At 67.6% G+C, this 15,012-nt stretch carries 8 protein-coding genes; 5 read left to right on the forward strand and 3 right to left on the reverse strand.

The genetic code is table 11. The annotated features are described in order from the left end of the window. The first annotated feature begins 33 nt into the window (after positions 1-33). From ACFTSF_RS34570 to ACFTSF_RS34585, 4 genes are read left to right on the forward strand one after another with little or no spacing between them, the layout of a single operon-like run. On the forward strand, positions 34-960 hold the full coding sequence (locus ACFTSF_RS34570) for an SMP-30/gluconolactonase/LRE family protein (protein WP_380158956.1): 927 nt from the start codon (positions 34-36) through the stop codon (positions 958-960). Then, positions 953-3,304 carry a helix-turn-helix domain-containing protein gene (locus ACFTSF_RS34575; RefSeq protein WP_380158958.1) on the forward strand — a complete coding sequence of 784 codons (2,352 nt, stop codon included), beginning with the start codon at positions 953-955 and terminating at the stop codon, positions 3,302-3,304. The genes ACFTSF_RS34570 and ACFTSF_RS34575 overlap by 8 nt, the downstream gene beginning before the upstream one ends. Then, positions 3,297-5,612: an NB-ARC domain-containing protein gene (locus ACFTSF_RS34580; protein ID WP_380158960.1), complete on the forward strand. Its 2,316-nt coding sequence runs from the start codon at positions 3,297-3,299 to the stop codon at positions 5,610-5,612. Before ACFTSF_RS34575 ends, ACFTSF_RS34580 begins: the two co-directional genes overlap by 8 nt. Then, positions 5,605-7,959, forward strand: coding sequence for an NB-ARC domain-containing protein (locus ACFTSF_RS34585; protein WP_380158962.1), 2,355 nt, complete (start codon positions 5,605-5,607; stop codon positions 7,957-7,959). The genes ACFTSF_RS34580 and ACFTSF_RS34585 overlap by 8 nt, the downstream gene beginning before the upstream one ends. On the opposite strand, the gene ACFTSF_RS34590 is transcribed toward ACFTSF_RS34585, so the two are convergent. Next, positions 7,918-9,354: an Nramp family divalent metal transporter gene (locus tag ACFTSF_RS34590; protein WP_380158964.1), complete on the reverse strand. Its 1,437-nt coding sequence runs from the start codon at positions 9,352-9,354 to the stop codon at positions 7,918-7,920. The two genes, ACFTSF_RS34585 and ACFTSF_RS34590, sit on opposite strands and share 42 nt — an antisense overlap. A gap of 189 nt (positions 9,355-9,543) precedes the next feature. On the opposite strand from ACFTSF_RS34590, the gene ACFTSF_RS34595 reads away from it, so the two are divergent. Beyond that, entirely contained in the window at positions 9,544-12,285 is a 2,742-nt protein-coding gene (locus tag ACFTSF_RS34595) for a glycosyltransferase (RefSeq protein WP_380158966.1), read from the forward strand. Here the strand turns inward: ACFTSF_RS34595 and ACFTSF_RS34600 are convergent. Both ACFTSF_RS34600 and ACFTSF_RS34605 read right to left on the reverse strand, forming a co-directional pair. Further along, on the reverse strand, positions 12,282-12,716 hold the full coding sequence (locus ACFTSF_RS34600; RefSeq protein ID WP_380158967.1) for a YdeI/OmpD-associated family protein: 435 nt from the start codon (positions 12,714-12,716) through the stop codon (positions 12,282-12,284). The two genes, ACFTSF_RS34595 and ACFTSF_RS34600, sit on opposite strands and share 4 nt — an antisense overlap. A 9-nt stretch (positions 12,717-12,725) precedes the next feature. Further along, positions 12,726-14,915, reverse strand: coding sequence for an MMPL family transporter (locus ACFTSF_RS34605; protein WP_380158969.1), 2,190 nt, complete (start codon positions 14,913-14,915; stop codon positions 12,726-12,728). Between the last annotated feature and the right edge of the window lie 97 nt (positions 14,916-15,012).

Here is a 15,012-nt window from a genome sequence, read left to right on the forward strand (position 1 = left end):
CTGGACATGCAGCCGAGTTCTCCAGGAGTGGTGATGACGGGCATTCTCGAACCGCTGGCCGGGACCGTTCCGGCGGAGTGGGAGAAGTTCGACGACCGGTTCGACGGGATCCGGGGCGACCACCACCTGGAGCGGCTGTGGACCGGCGGGCGGTGGGTCGAGGGGCCGGTGTACGTCCCGGCCGGGCGGTATCTGCTCTGGAGCGACATTCCGAACGACCGCATTCTGAGGTGGGACGAGACGTCGTACCAGGTCTCGGCCTTCCGGGCGCCGGCCGGGAACACGAACGGTCACACGCTCGACCAGGAGGGCCGGCTCGTCAGTTGTGAGCACGGCAACCGGCGGGTGACGCGGACCGAGCACAACGGTCGGATCAGCGTGCTCGCCGACGGGTACGACGGTCATCGGCTGAACAGTCCGAACGACGTTGTGGTGAAGCGTGACGGCTCGGTCTGGTTCACGGATCCGTCGTACGGGATCCAGAGCGACTACGAGGGGTATGCCGGGGAGATCGAGACCGGCGGATGTCACGTGTATCGCGTGGCGGACGGCGTACTGACTCGGGTCGCAGACGACTTCGACGGGCCGAACGGTCTGGCGTTCTCGCCGGACGAATCGCTGCTGTACATCACTGACACCGAACGCGCGCACATGCGGGTGTTCACCGTCGAGGGTGATCGGATCAGCGGTGGCGAGGTGTTCGCCGAGTGTGGGAACGGCGCTTTCGACGGCATCCGGATCGACACCGCCGGACGGGTCTGGGCTTCGGCCGCGGACGGCGTACACGTCTATCACCCGGACGGGACGCTGCTGGGCAAGCTGCTGGTCCCGGAGACCGTGTCCAACCTGACCTTCGGTGGCGCCAAGCGGAACCGCCTCTTCATCACCGCCACCACGTCCGTCTACTCCCTCTTCACCACGGTCAATGGCGCCGCCCAGCCCTACGACCGACATGCCTGAGTTCGGCCCGGTACTGCGAAGGTTCCGCAAGGCCGCCGGTCTGTCGCAAGAGCGGCTGGCGGCGGCGTCCGGCGTCAGCGTCGAAGCGATCAAGACCTTGGAATCGGGCCGCCGGCGGTACCCGCGGTCGAGCACGCTGAAACTGCTGGCCAACGGGCTGGGCCTGGCCGCGGCGCAGCGGGCGGAACTACTCACGGCCGGCGCCCGGACGAAGGCGCGGGTCACCATCCCGCGCGAGCTGCCGGACGATGTCTACGCGTTCGTCGGCCGCGAAGACCAGGTCGCGGAACTCGAGAAGACCTTCACCGCCCAGGAGTCGCGGCCCGGAGTCGTGGTCACCTCCGCCATCGGCGGGATGGGCGGCATCGGCAAGACCGCGCTCGCCATCCACATGGCGCACCTGATCGCCGATCAGTACCCGGACGGCCAGCTATACCTGAACCTCGGCGGCTTCGGTCCGGGCCGGCCGCTGACAGTGCCGGAGGCGCTCGGCCGGTTGATGGACAGCCTCGGCGTTCAAGGGCCTGACAATCCGGCCGACGCCCACGAAGCCGCCTCTCGCTACCGATCGGCGCTCACCGGCCGCCGGGTGCTGGTGGTTCTCGACAACGCGGCCGACGCGGCCCAGGTCGCACCTTTGTTGCCGGGGGCCTCGACCTGCGCCGTACTGATCACCAGTCGCCGCGCGATGACCGCCCTGCCGGGCGTCGCCCACGTGCTGCTCGACGTGCTGCCCGACCAGGACGGTATCGAGATGCTGACCCAGATCGTCGGCGACGACCGCATCGCGCGCGACCAGGCCAACGCCCTGGCGATCGTCCGGTTGTGCGGCGGTCTCCCGCTCGCCCTGCACCTCGCCGGAGCCCGCCTCGCCGACGAACCGACCTGGGCCGTCGCCGACCTGGTCCACCGGCTGGAGACAAGTCGGCATCGGCTCGACGAACTCGCTACCGCGGATCGCGACGTACGGGCGAGCATCGAGTTCTCGTTGTCCGCGGCAACAGACCGCGATACGGAAGCCGTTGAGGCCTTCAAGCTCCTTGGACTCCACGAGGGCGACGAACTCAACGTCCGCGTCGCCGCGGCCCTGCTCGACCTCCCCGTCGAGGACGCGAGCCGCCGCCTGGAACGCCTCGTCGACCTCTACCTGATCGAGTCCGTAGGCCCACACCGGTACCGCATCCACGACCTCGTCCGCAGCTACGTCTCGGAGACCACCGCAGCCTTGACCACGGAGGCCGACCGGGATGCCGCGCGGCTGCGGGTGCTGCGGATGTACCTGGCGCTCGCCTGGCGAAGCCGCGAGCTGAACTTCACGACCGCCCTGACCACCGACTGGAGCGACAGCACTTGGACGGAGGGCGCCGAGGGACTCTCGATGGACGAGATCTTCGGGTGGCTCGACGGAGAGATCGAAGAGATCATCGGTGCGGTACGGCGGGCTGCGCGCGGCTCGGGTCCGGAACGTGCGCTGGTGCCGAAGGTCGTGCTCGGCCTGCTGCCGTACTGCCATGTCCGGCGCCGGTACTACGACGGCGTGATGCTGGCGACGATCGCGCTCGGCACGGTCGAGTCCGGCGACGACCCGTTCGCGGCCGCCCTCACGCCGTACGAGCTGGCCCAGCAGTGCGGCGCGGCCGGGCTGTACTCGCTCGCCGTCGACTACATGAGGATGGCGCTGAAAGCACCCAAGACGATCGAGTACGGCGAGCAGTTGGCCGAGGGCGAGATCTTCCTCGGTGAGTACCTGATGGAGCTCGGACGACTCGACGAGGCGTCCGCCTCGGCGCAGGCAGGTGTCGCGCGAGCCGTTGAGCTCGGCGAGGAGATCACCGAGGCCGACGGCCGCCTGATCCTCGGCACGATCGCCGGCCGCCAAGGCCGACCGGACGAGCAGGACAAGGAGTTCCAGCGAGCCGTCGACGTCGTACGCCGCCGCGGCACGCCCCAGACGGCGCACTACATCCTGCTGCACGTCGGCATCGCCTACCGCGACTCCGGCCAACTCCTCGAGGCCGCCGCCTACTTCGAAATGTGCCGCACCTCAGCCCTGGCCGCCGGCTACGAACACGCAGTCGCCGAAGCCCTCGAAGGCCTCGGCCAGGTCGACCTCGCCCACGGCAACCTCACCGCCGCCGAAACCAACCTGCGCGGAGCCCTCACGATCATGCAAGGCACCTGGCAACCCGAAGCCCGCGTCCGCCAACTCCTGGGCCAAGTCCTCCACACCGCCGGCCGCCCAACCGAGGCCTCAGTCGAGTGGCGATCCGCACTGAACCTGCTGGTGCGACACGGATCCCCGCAGGCTGACGACGTCCGCGCTTTGCTGGGTTCCGATGACTGAGTTCGGGCCGGTACTGCGGAGGTTCCGGAAGGCGGCTGGGGTTTCGCAGGAGGGGCTTGCGGGGGTGTCGGGCGTCAGCGTGGAGGCGATCAAGACGCTGGAGGCTGGTCGTCGCCGGTATCCGCGGGCACAGACCGTCGAGCTACTGGCCGACAGTCTGCCGTTGGATGTCGACGAGCGCGCCGAACTGATGGCCGCGGCCACCCGGCCCAAGGCCGGCAGTGATCCACTGCCTGTCGATGTGGTGGACTTCGTCGGTCGCGCGGAGCAGATCGCCGAGGTGTCCGATCTTTTGAGCGGTGGTGATCAGACGCCTGGCGTCGTCGTCATCACGGCGATCGCCGGTATGGGGGGAGTCGGCAAGACCGCCTTGGCGGTGCGTGTCGCCCGCGACCTCGCTGATCGGTTCGCTGATGGCGTCCTCTACGTGAACCTCCGTGGCTTCGGTGTCGGCGGACCGATGACGCCGCTGGAAGCGTTGAGTGCATTGCTGCAGCAGCTCGGGTTCGCCCTCCAGCGCCCGCCGGAATCCGTCGAAGAGGCCGCCGCCCTGTTCCGCACGGCCTGCGCGACCCGCAACCTGCTCGTCGTCCTGGACAACGCGGCAGCTGTCGAACAGGTCGTCCCACTGCTCCCCGGTACGGCGACCTGCGCGGTGATCGTCACTAGTCGGCGTGCCCTGGTCGGGCTGCCGGGCGCGCGGCCGCTGGAGCTCGGTGTCCTGGCGGAGGACGAAGCTCTGGCGTTGCTCACCTCGGCAGCCGGCCGGGAGCGGGTCGAGCGCGATCCGCAGGCAGCGCTGAAGGTGGTGGCGCTCTGCGGATCGTTGCCCTTGGCACTAAGAATCGCAGGCACCCGGCTCGCAGCCGAATCGACCTGGACGGTCGCCGACCTGGCCAGGCGGTTGGCCGACGAGTCGGTTCGCCTGGACGTGCTCGGTGCCGCGGAGTCCGGCGTACGGGCGTCTATTGCGTTGTCATTGGCGGGCGCGTCGGCGCAGGACGTGGCCGCAGCGGAGCTCTTCGGGCTGCTGGGCCTCCACGAAGGCGACGAACTCGACCTGAAGGTTGCCGCTCGCCTGGTCGATCGCCCGGAGGCGGAGGTCGAGCCGTTGCTCGAACACCTCGTCGACCTGCATCTCCTGGAGTCGGGCAGCCCACGCCGCTACCAGTTCCACGACCTGGTCCGCGCGTACGCACGGGAGCTCGCACCCGCTGACCGCACAGCGGCCCGCGAGCGCGTGCTGGCGCTCTACGTGGCGATGGCCTGGCAGGCGCGAGTGAAGCTGGGCGTTTCGCGGACCTGGTACGACGAGCAGTGGACTGCCGGCGTCGAGCACCTTGAGTACGACGAAGTCATGGCATGGCTGGACGCCGAGGCCGGCGAGATCCTGGCCGCGGCCCGCCGACCGACAATAGACCGCGCAACCCTCGTCAAACTCGCGGGCGGCATGACGCGGTTCTGGATCATCCGTCGCCGGCACACCGAGGGCGCAGAACTCGGCGAACTCGCCTTGACCGCGCTCCGCGAAGACCCGACCTGTGCCTCCGAGCTCGCCCTGAGCCGCATCAGCTATCACGTGGCAGCGCACTACTCGTCCAGGTCGGACTCCGAGACCGGCGCAGCTCACCTGAGGGTCGCCATCGCAGCAGCACCGATGGAGACCGATCCGCTGAACCACGTCGTGTGCACCATCGCTCTCGCTCAGGACCTGGAGCGACTAGACCAGCTGGACGAAGCAACAGAGCTGGCCCGATCCGGGCTAGAGGGCGCGCTCCAACTAGCCAACGAGATCATCGAGAGCGACGCACACTTCAGCATCGGCTCCCTAGCTGGCCGCCGTGGCCACTTCGCCGAGCAAGACGAGGCCTTCAACCTGGCAACCGCCACCCTCCGCCGAAGCCGCCCAGAAATCCTCCACCTACTCCTCCCCGACATAGGCGCCAGCTACCTCCGCTCAGGCCGCCCCGAATCCGCCCGCACCTGGCTCCGCGACCACCTCCCCGACAGCAAACGCTCCGGCGACAAAGCCGCCATAGCCGAACACCTCCACTGGCTAGGCGTAGCCGAAACAGCCCTCGAGTCCCACGACGGGGCCCGCCTGGCCCTCACCGAAGCCCTCAACGTAATCCAAGGCAGCAACGACGAACTAGAAGCCCAAATCCGCCACGCCCTCGGCACAGCACTAAGCGGACTCGGTCTCGCTGAGCCCGCTCGTGAGCAGTGGTCGTCGGCATTGGAGTTGTACCGGCGTTATGGGTTGCCGCAGGCCGCCGAAGTCCGTTCGTTGCTGGGTTCTGATGCCTGAGTTCGGGCCGGTACTGCGGAGGTTTCGCAAGGCGGCGGGGTTGTCGCAGGAGCGGCTGGCGGCGGTGTCGGGGGTCAGCGTGGGGGCGATCAAGACCCTCGAGGCGGGTCGCCGCCGCTATCCGTGGGTGCAGACCGTCGATCTGCTATCGGCAGGCCTGGGCCTCGACGCCGACGAACGAGCCGAACTGAAGGCCGCAGCCGCACGCCCCAAGACAAGTGGCCGCCTGCCGACCGACGTGGCGGACTTCGTTGGGCGCCGGGAGCAGATCGCGACGCTGTCCGATCTGTTGACAAGTGGTGGGGGAGAGCCTGGTGTCGTCGTCATCTCGGCGCTGGCTGGGATGGGTGGCGTCGGCAAGACAGCTCTCGCCGTCCGCGTCGCGCGCGAGCTAGCCGGCCGGTTCGCCGACGGTGTCCTCTACGTGAACCTGCGCGGCTTCGGAGTCGGCGAACCGGTGATGCCACTGGGGGCACTCAACACCCTGCTGCAACAGCTTGGCTTCGCACTCCAACGCCCGCCCGACACAGCAGACGAGGCTGCCGGCCTCTTCCGAACAGCCTGCGCCACCCGGAAGCTCCTGCTCGTGCTGGACAACGCGGCCACCGTCGAACAGGTTCTACCACTCCTCCCCGGCTCGTCGACCTGCGCCGTCATCGTCACCAGCCGCCGTGCCCTGGTCGGCCTGCCAGGCGCGCAACCGTTCGCGCTTGACGTGCTGCCATCGGACGAGGCCCTGGCCTTGCTGACGTCAGCAGCCGGCCGGGACCGGATCGAGAGCGATGTTCGTACCGCGCGTGAGGTGGTGGCACTCTGTGGGTCGTTGCCGCTGGCCCTCAGAATCGCTGGCTCCCGACTAGCCGCCGAGCCGACCTGGACGGTTGCCGATCTGGCTCGACGGATGGCAGACGAGACCGCTCGGCTGGATGTTCTCAGTGGTGAGGAGTCCGGCGTACGAGCGTCTCTTGGGCTTTCGCTGACGGGCGCGTCGGCGCAGGACGTGGCGGCTGCGGGGGTGTTCGGGTTCCTCGGTCTGTACGAGGGCGAGGAACTGGACCTGAAGGTCGCTGGTCGTTTGGTCGATCGCCCGGAGGCGGAAGTTGAACCGCTGCTGGAGCACCTCGTCGACCTGCACCTGCTGGACTCGCCTGGTCCAAGGCGTTACCAGTTCCACGACCTCGTCCGTGCGTACGCCCGGGAGTTGGCAGCGAGCACCACGACGACGGAGGAGCGAGCGGCTGCCCGCGACCGTGTGTTCGCGCTCTATGTCGCGATGGCCTGGCAGTCTCGGGTGAGGTTCGGCTTCGGTGGACTGTCGAGGGAAGTGTTCGACGAGCAATGGGTTGCCGGAGTTGAGGACCTTGAGTACGACGAGGTCATGGTCTGGCTGAATGTCGAGGCGGCTGAGATTCTCGCAGCGTCGCGTCGATTGATGGCTGGCCCGCACCCCGACCGCGTGGCTGTCGTCAGGCTCGCGATGGGCATGTTCCTGTTCTGGGCCGTCCGTCGTCGCCACGTGGAGGGAGCCCAACTGGACGAGCTGGCCCTGACAGCGTTCCGGGACGACCCCGCCTGTGCTCCTCCGGTGGCGTTGGCCATGCTCAGTTACAGCGTCGGAGCTCACTACACAGCCACTTCGGTCTTGGAGACTGCGGCATCCCACTTGAGGGTCGCGATCGAGGTGGACACTGCGCTGGGAAAGCAGTCTCATCTGAGCCTTAGCAGGGGCTCGCTCGCCCATTGCCTGGAGCGACTGGGGCAACTGGATGAGGCGATGGAACTTGCCAACGCGCAACTGGAGCATGGGCAGCGCATCGCCGACCCGATGATGGAGGGCGAGGCGCGGTTGCTGCTCGGAGTCCTCGCCGGCCGCCAGGGCCGATTTGCGGAGCAGGACCAGTCGTTCGAGATGGCTGTGTCGCTCATGAGCAGCAGGCAGGGGTTCGCCGAGCTGTTGTCCTCCGCGATTGGAGAAAGCTATCTGCAGTGTGGCAGGAGCGAGAGTGCCCGGAGTTGGTTGCGGGGGCAGCTGGCTGCGGTCCGGGCCTCCGGCAACAAGGTCGGTGTAGCCGAGCTTCTTCTGCACCTCGGGACGGCCGACGTCGAGCTGGCGGCGTACGACGCAGCCCGCAGCGTTCTCGAGGAGGGACTCGAGCTGAGTGGCGGCGGTGAGTTGGAAGCGCGGATTCGGCATCAGTTGGGGCGTGCGTTGAGCGGGCTCGGGGAGGCCGAGCCCGCTCGGGAGCAGTGGTTGTTGGCGTTGGAGTTGTATCGGCGGTATGGGTTGCCGCAGGTGAAGGAGGTTTTAGAGCTTCTTGAGTTGGTCGATGATGGTGAAGACGGCTAGGAAGCCGAAGGCCAGGAAGGCGAAGGCCAGGACGGCGGTTCGGAGCGGGGTGATGCGGATGGGCTTGGGGAGGGCTCGGGAGTTCATGTACCAGAGCAGGCCGGAGTAGACGAACATCATGGTGCCGGCGGTGCAGGCTGAGATGACCAGCAGGACCAGGGGCTGGGTGAGGCCGGCCAGGAGGACGATGATGCCGAAGGCAACTAGTCCCCAGACCAGGCCGAAGTAGAGTTTGGATTCGGTGACTGTCGACGTTCGCAGGTAGCGGGCTTTGATCATGTCGGCGGTCAGGCGGGAGGTGTAGTCGACGATGCCGGCTGCGGCGGCGAAAAGGGAGAAGGCGCCGATCGCCCAGAAGAGGTAGCCGAACCAGCCGCCGACCAGGGTCTGCAGGGTGGTGCCCTCGATCTTGAGGAAGCTGATGTTGTTCTTGACGTTCTCGTCGCCGAACAGGGTGGCGTGCGCGAGCATCGAGGTGAAGACGATGGTGAGCACGGTGATCGCGACGAAGGTCATCGCCTGCTCGATGTTGGCGAACTTCCACCAGCGCTTCCAGCGGGCCATGTTCGCGTCGTTGGGGGTGAAGGTGTAGGCGTTGGCGTTCGGGTCGGCTTCGGTCTGGCCGGTCACGGGTGAGGTGAGGCGCGGGACGTGGATGCCTTGGGCGAAGCCCTTGTCGCGGATCCAGTTGCTCTGCACAAGATTCTGGCCGCCGCCGGCACCGGCGTACGCGATGGCTCCCATCATCAGGGCGAAGCCGAGTTGCTCGACCGGGAACTGCGGGCCGGTGACGGCGTCGCCGAGGGCGGCGTAGGTCTTGCCGCGGATGGCGAAGATCAGGGCCAGTACGACGAGGAGTCCGACGGCGAGGATCTTGACGAAGATGAGCCGCTCGAGCATCACGTAGACGACCGGGGCGAAGGTCAGGATGAGGCCGATGGTGAGCAGGATCCCGATCGCGATCCAGCGTGGGTCGCCGCCGCCGAACAGGTAGGTCAGCATCGCTGCCGAGCTGGTTGCCCAGCCGGGCCACATGTTCGCGAAGTAGGTCATGATCGCGAAGAACAGGCCCCAGTGTTTGCCGAACCGGTTGAAGCCGGTCAACGCTGTCTCACCAGTGGCCAGCGTGTACCGCTCGATCTCCATGTTCAGGAACCACTGGATCACGACGCCGACCAGCGCGCCCCAGAGGAACACCAGGCCGACCTGGCTGGAGATGTACGGCCACAGGATGAACTCTCCTGAGGCCAGTCCCACCCCCGCGCCGACCATGCCGGGGCCGATCACCTTCCAGGTTCTGGTGGGTGGATCGGGCAGGTCCCGGACCTGTGGGGCGGGCAGGTTCTTGGTCGGCAACGCGAACTTGCCGTGGTCCGTCGTGGTGCTGTCAGCCATGCGGGGCTCCTCACATCCTCGACTCTTTCGGTGAGGTTAGCGGTTGTGGAGTACCGAGAACCACTTCTCGGCCAAAAGCAACCGTTCCGCCGCGCTGAAGCGTGTTTGGAGCCAAACGCAGACACTGAACGGCCCGGCAGCCGCCCCGATGCCGGGTCGAGCGACGTTGTGAGGGGCGGAAGACGACACGTGGTTCGGAATACAGACATAGGTGCGGAGAACAACGGGGCGGCGATGCCGGCGCGGCTCGATGCCGCCGCGCGCGTGCTGATCGGCCCGGTCAACTTCGCGGGGCAAGGGACTCAGTGGGCTCGCGCGCTCGAAGGGCAGTCGCCGACGACGAAGGTGACCGCGTTCGCCTTTGCCAACGGGGTTCTGGACTACCCGGTCGACTATCGGGTTTCGTGGAGCACCTATCGGCGGCATCGGCCCTGGCAGCTGGAGTTCTACCACCACGTCGTTCGCAACTACACGCATGTGCTGATCGAGGCAGCACGGCCGGTCTTCGGCGTGGTGCACGGTCCGGACGCGGCCGGCGACATGCAGCATCTGCTGCGCAAAGGCGTGCAGGTCGGGTTGCTTGCCCACGGCACCGACGTGCGCATTCCGAGCCGGCACGTGCAGACTGAGCGCTGGTCGCCGTTCCCCGATATGGAGGACGCGACCGTGGAGGTGCTGGAGCGGAAGGCCGTTCGCGCGGTCGAGCTGTTCACGTCGTACCCAGGCCCGGTCTTCGTTTCCACACCTGACCTGCTTGATTACGTGCCCAAGGCAATCTGGTGTCCGGTCGTGGTCGATGTCGACGCCTGGCGCAGCGACTCCCCGGTGCTGGAGCGCAAGCGGCCGGTGGTGGCGCACGCGCCGAGCAAAGCCGCGATCAAGGGGTCCGATCTGATCGACCCGGTCATGGTGGACCTGGACCGCCGAGGCCTCATCACCTATCGCCGGGTACAGGGCGTCGACCCGTCGGAGATGCCGGCCGTGTACGGCGACGCCGACATCGTGATCGACCAGTTCCGGATCGGCAACTACGGTGTCGCGGCCTGCGAGGCGATGGCGGCCGGGCGGATCGTCGTGTCGTACGTGTCCGAGTCGGTCCGCGGTCGCGTCGTCGAGGCGACTGGACGGGAACTGCCGATCGTCGACGCGACACCGGACACGTTGGAACAGGTTCTGCTCGACCTCATCGCGGATCGGGACCGCGCCCGCGCCATCGCCGCGCTCGGACCGACGTTCGTCGCGGAGGTCCATGACGGCCGCCGCTCCGGTCAGGCGCTGACCGCGCTCGTCGACCGAGCGAGCGCCGTACCGGCTGATTGGAAGCCGCCATGGGTACGGCGGAAGGTCGTGATGATGGCCGGGAACGACATCGTCATCGACTCGCGCGTGCTCAAGTACGCGCAGACGGTGGCCAACTGGGATCTCGATGTCACCTGTGTCGGTATCGCCGGCCGCCACCATCGGGGCTCCCGCGCACTCGGCAAGGTGCAGGTGGTCGCGCCGCGGGTGCAGTCGAAGGCGACGCTGACCGGGTGGCGCAAGCGGCTGGCCAGTCTGAAGCCGTGGTTCAGTACGGAGGCGGAATACACGCTGGCGAAGGGCCGCTGGCAGTACGCGACCCGTGAGCTGCGTGGTGACCGCGGTCGCGACAAGCGCGACAGTGAGCGTACGGGCGCGGTCCGGCGGTCCCCTCTTGATCGGGTACGGCGGGCTGTGCGCTGGCGGTCGTTGCGCCTCCACAGCACGGTTCTCGACGCCCGGGCGGTCCTGGTACGGCGGGCGAGCCGCAAGGCCGGACTGGGGAACGGCAAGCAGCGGGCGCGACGGATCGCGCTCCATCGCGCACTGCCGTCGGGGCGCTGGCGGAGCGTGCTGCCGGAGGTGGTCGACCAGGAGCTCACGCTCGGGCCGCTGCTCGACCGCATGCAGATGGAGGTCATCCACGTGCATGACGTCTACATGCTGGGGATCGCGGCGCGTGCGGCGCACCGGGCGGCTCTGGACGGGCGGACGGTCAAGATCATCTATGACGCACACGAGTACGTCCCCGGGGTGCCGAATGTGCCGCCGCGACGGGTGGCGGCGTACAGCGATCTCGAGCGCGAGTTCCTCGGGGATGTCGACCGCATCATCACGGTGTCCGAGCCGCTGGCCCACTGGCTGCAGCGCGATCACAAGCTGGCTGCGCTGCCGGACGTCGTACTGAATGCACCGATCGAGCCGCCGGAGGACGCTGAGGTTCAGGGGCTGCGCGAGCAGTTGCAGTTGGCCGCGGATGTCCCGCTGCTCGTGTACCTCGGTGGTGTGCACCGGGCGCGCGGCGTCGGTACGGCGGTCGAGGCGCTACCGCAGTTGCCCGGCGCCCACCTCGCGATTGTCGCGCGACTCAACTCGTTCACCACCGAACTGCGCGCCCGTGCCACCGAGCTGGGTGTCGGCGACCGCGTCCACGTGCTGCCGTTCGTCGACGCCGAACTCGTCCCGGCCTACGTCCGCTCCGCGACCATCGGCATCAGCCCGCTGCTGCACGCCCCGAACCACGACATCGCGGTGACCAACAAGTTCTGCGAGTACATCGCGGCCGGCCTCCCCATCATCACCAGCGACACCCCAGCCCAGGCAGACCTGGTCAACGAGCTGGACCTAGGCGCGGTCTATCCGGCCGGCGACGTCGACGGTTTCGTCGAAGCGGTCCGCAAGGTGCTGGCCGACCGCGACCGCATTTCCCAACGCATCACGAACGATCCCGAGCTGCGACACCGCTTCTCGTGGTCCGCCCAAGCCGAAGTCCTCCGCTCGGTCTACGCGGACGTCCTCGGCAGCCTCCCCGAGGCCGCCTACGCTCCCGGCGCCACCACCATCCGCCAACTCTTGCCTGAGCCGCCCGAACTCCCACCCACCGGTTGGACCGCGTTCCGGGAGCAGAGCTAGCGGAGCATCTCCAGCGCCTTCGTGATGCGGCGGGTGCGGGTCTCCGGCTTCTTGGCGTCGAGGATCGCTTGGATGTGCTCGCGGCGATGGCTGTAGCTCAGCTTGTCGAAGGCGTCACGCAGTCCGGCCTCGGCAAGCGCAGCAGCAAAGTCCTCCGGTACGTCGACCGTCCGCTCAGCCGTGTCCCGCTCAACCGTCACGGTGATCGTGTCGCCGGCACCCTTACCCAGCTCAGCCCGAATCCCCTTCAGCACGCCGAGCGCCATACACCCACCCATCGACGCAATCGAACCGCGGTACTCGACCCCGTCGAACGTCGCCAGCACCGGAATCCGCCCACCCCCACCCAGCCCTTTGATCACCCCGTCCGGGACCTCAACCCAAGCCCCGCCCCCGTCGTTCACCTCGATCACACCTTGGAAGGTCTCCATCCCCCGAGGCTAACCGCGGTGAGGTGTCTCTCGGGAGAGTTTGCTGGGCCACCAGATCTTGGGGCCGATGTCGTGGGCGAGGGCGGGGACTAGGAGGGAGCGGACGATGGTGGTGTCGAGGAGGACGCCGAAGGCGACCAGGAAGGCGGTTTGGACGAGGAAGAGGATGGGGAGGACGGCGAGCGCGGAGAAGGTGGCGGCCAGGACCACGCCGGCTGAGGTGATGACGCCGCCGGTGACGGCGAGGCCGGTCAGGATGCCGGGGCGGGTGCCCTGGTCGGCGGATTCCTCGCGGACGCGGGTCATCAGGAAGATCGAGTAGTCGATGCCTAGGGCAACGAGGAAGACGAAGCCGTAGAGCGGGATCGCGGGATCCGCGCCGGGGAAGCCGAAGATGTGGTTGAAGGCGATCGCGCTGACGCCGAGGGTCGCGGCGAACGAGATCACGTTGGCGACGACCAGCAGGACCGCAGCCAGGACCGAGCGGAGCAGCAGCATCAGGACCAGGAAGATGACGGCGAGGATGGTCGGGATGATCACCCGCAGGTCGCGGTTGCTGGCGTCGAGGACGTCCAGGTTGATCGCGGTGTTGCCGCCGACCAGGACGTCGGGGCTGACCTTGTCGAGCTCGGTGCGCAGGTGTTCGACGACCTTGGTCGCGGCAGGGGAGTCGGCCTTCACCTTCAGCGTCGCCTGGACCAGAACCTTGCCGTCGACAACCTTCGGCGGTACGCCGGGAGCCGCCGAGGCGGACGCGGCAGCGACCCCGTCGACCTGGGTCGCGATCTGCACCACCTGCTCGGCCTGCGAAACCGGGGTCAGGATCTGCACCGGCGTACCGGCGCCGGCGTCGAAGTGCTTGCCCAGCTCCTCCGTACCGGTCACGGACTCGACCTTGTTCAGGAACAGGTCCTCCTGCGAGATCCCGCTGGCCTTGAACGTCGGCAGGAACGCCCCGCACGCCAGCAACGCCAGCGCGCTGATCACCCAGACTCGGCGCGGGTGCCGTCCGACCAGCCCCGACACTCGACCCCAGAGCTTGCGGCCGCCGACCTGATCGCGCGCGTGCACGTGGTCGAGCTGCGGGATGGACGGCCAGAAGATCCGCCGTCCGAACGCCAGCAGGATCGCCGGCAGGAACGTCATCGAAGCGACCAGCGCCCCGAAGATCCCGATCGCCCCGACCGGCCCGAGCCCCTTCGTGCTGCCCAGTTGCGACAGCAGTAGACACAGCAGACCGAGGATGACCGTGGCAGCGCTCGCCGCGATCGGCTCGATCGAAGCCCGCCAGGCGATCCGCATGGCGTCGTACTTGCTGGTGTAGTCGTGCAGTTCTTCCTTGTATCGGGAGACGAGCAGCAGCGAGTAGTCCGTCGCCGCGCCGACCACGAGGATGAACAGGATGCCCTGACTCTGCCCGTTCAGTTCCAGTACGCCGTTCTTCGCCAGCGGGTACACGACTGAGGCGGCCAGCGCGAGCCCGAAGACGGCGGTCAGCAGTACGGCGATCGGCAGGATCGGACTGCGGTAGACGATCAGCAGGATCAGGAACACCACCGCGAGCGCGACCCCGAGCAGAATCCCGTCGATCCCGCTGAACGCGACGACGAAGTCTGCGAATACCCCACCAGGCCCGGTCACGTAGACCTTGAGACCACTCGGAGTGAGATCCTTCTTGATTTCGTCACGCATCGTGTCCGCAGTGGCGAACAACACAGTCTCGCCCTCGGCGACCACTTCGTCGGCCCGATCACCATCCAGTTCGACGGTGAGGAGCAGTGCCTTCTTGTCCGCGGACGGTATGACGGTCTGCGGCGGCGAGGCCAGGTAGTCGCCGAGCTTCTTACCGCCGCCGAGGTCAAGCGCAGGCACCTTCGCGAGGAACCCGCGCGCCGCGGTCAGATCCGCCGGGGTGATCCCGGCATCGCGTTCGACCAGGACGAAGTACGGGAGCGCTGTGGAGTCGACGAACTTCGCTGATTCGTTGGCCACCAGCGTGGATTCGGCCTGTTTCGGCAGGAAGTTGGCGTTGTCGTTCTCCTGGACCTCGCTCAGCTTCCCGACCGTCGGCCCGCCGATCGCGCCCAGCACCAGCCACCCGATCAGCACCGCAGCGATCGCGCCCCGCCACGCCCACCGCCCCCGCGGTCGCACCTTGTTGTTCACGGTCAGTTCCCCTCCGCCCGTCGGTAGAGGCACAGTACCCACCTTCTCTCACCAGTCAGCGACTGGTGTGCGGGAGCCGTTTCGGCGGCGTAACAACGAGATGACCACGTGGAAACACCCCGGTCATAGC

It is taken from the genome of Kribbella sp. NPDC056951, from assembly GCF_042674205.1.
GTDB classification, from domain to species: Bacteria; Actinomycetota; Actinomycetes; order Propionibacteriales; family Kribbellaceae; genus Kribbella; species Kribbella yunnanensis.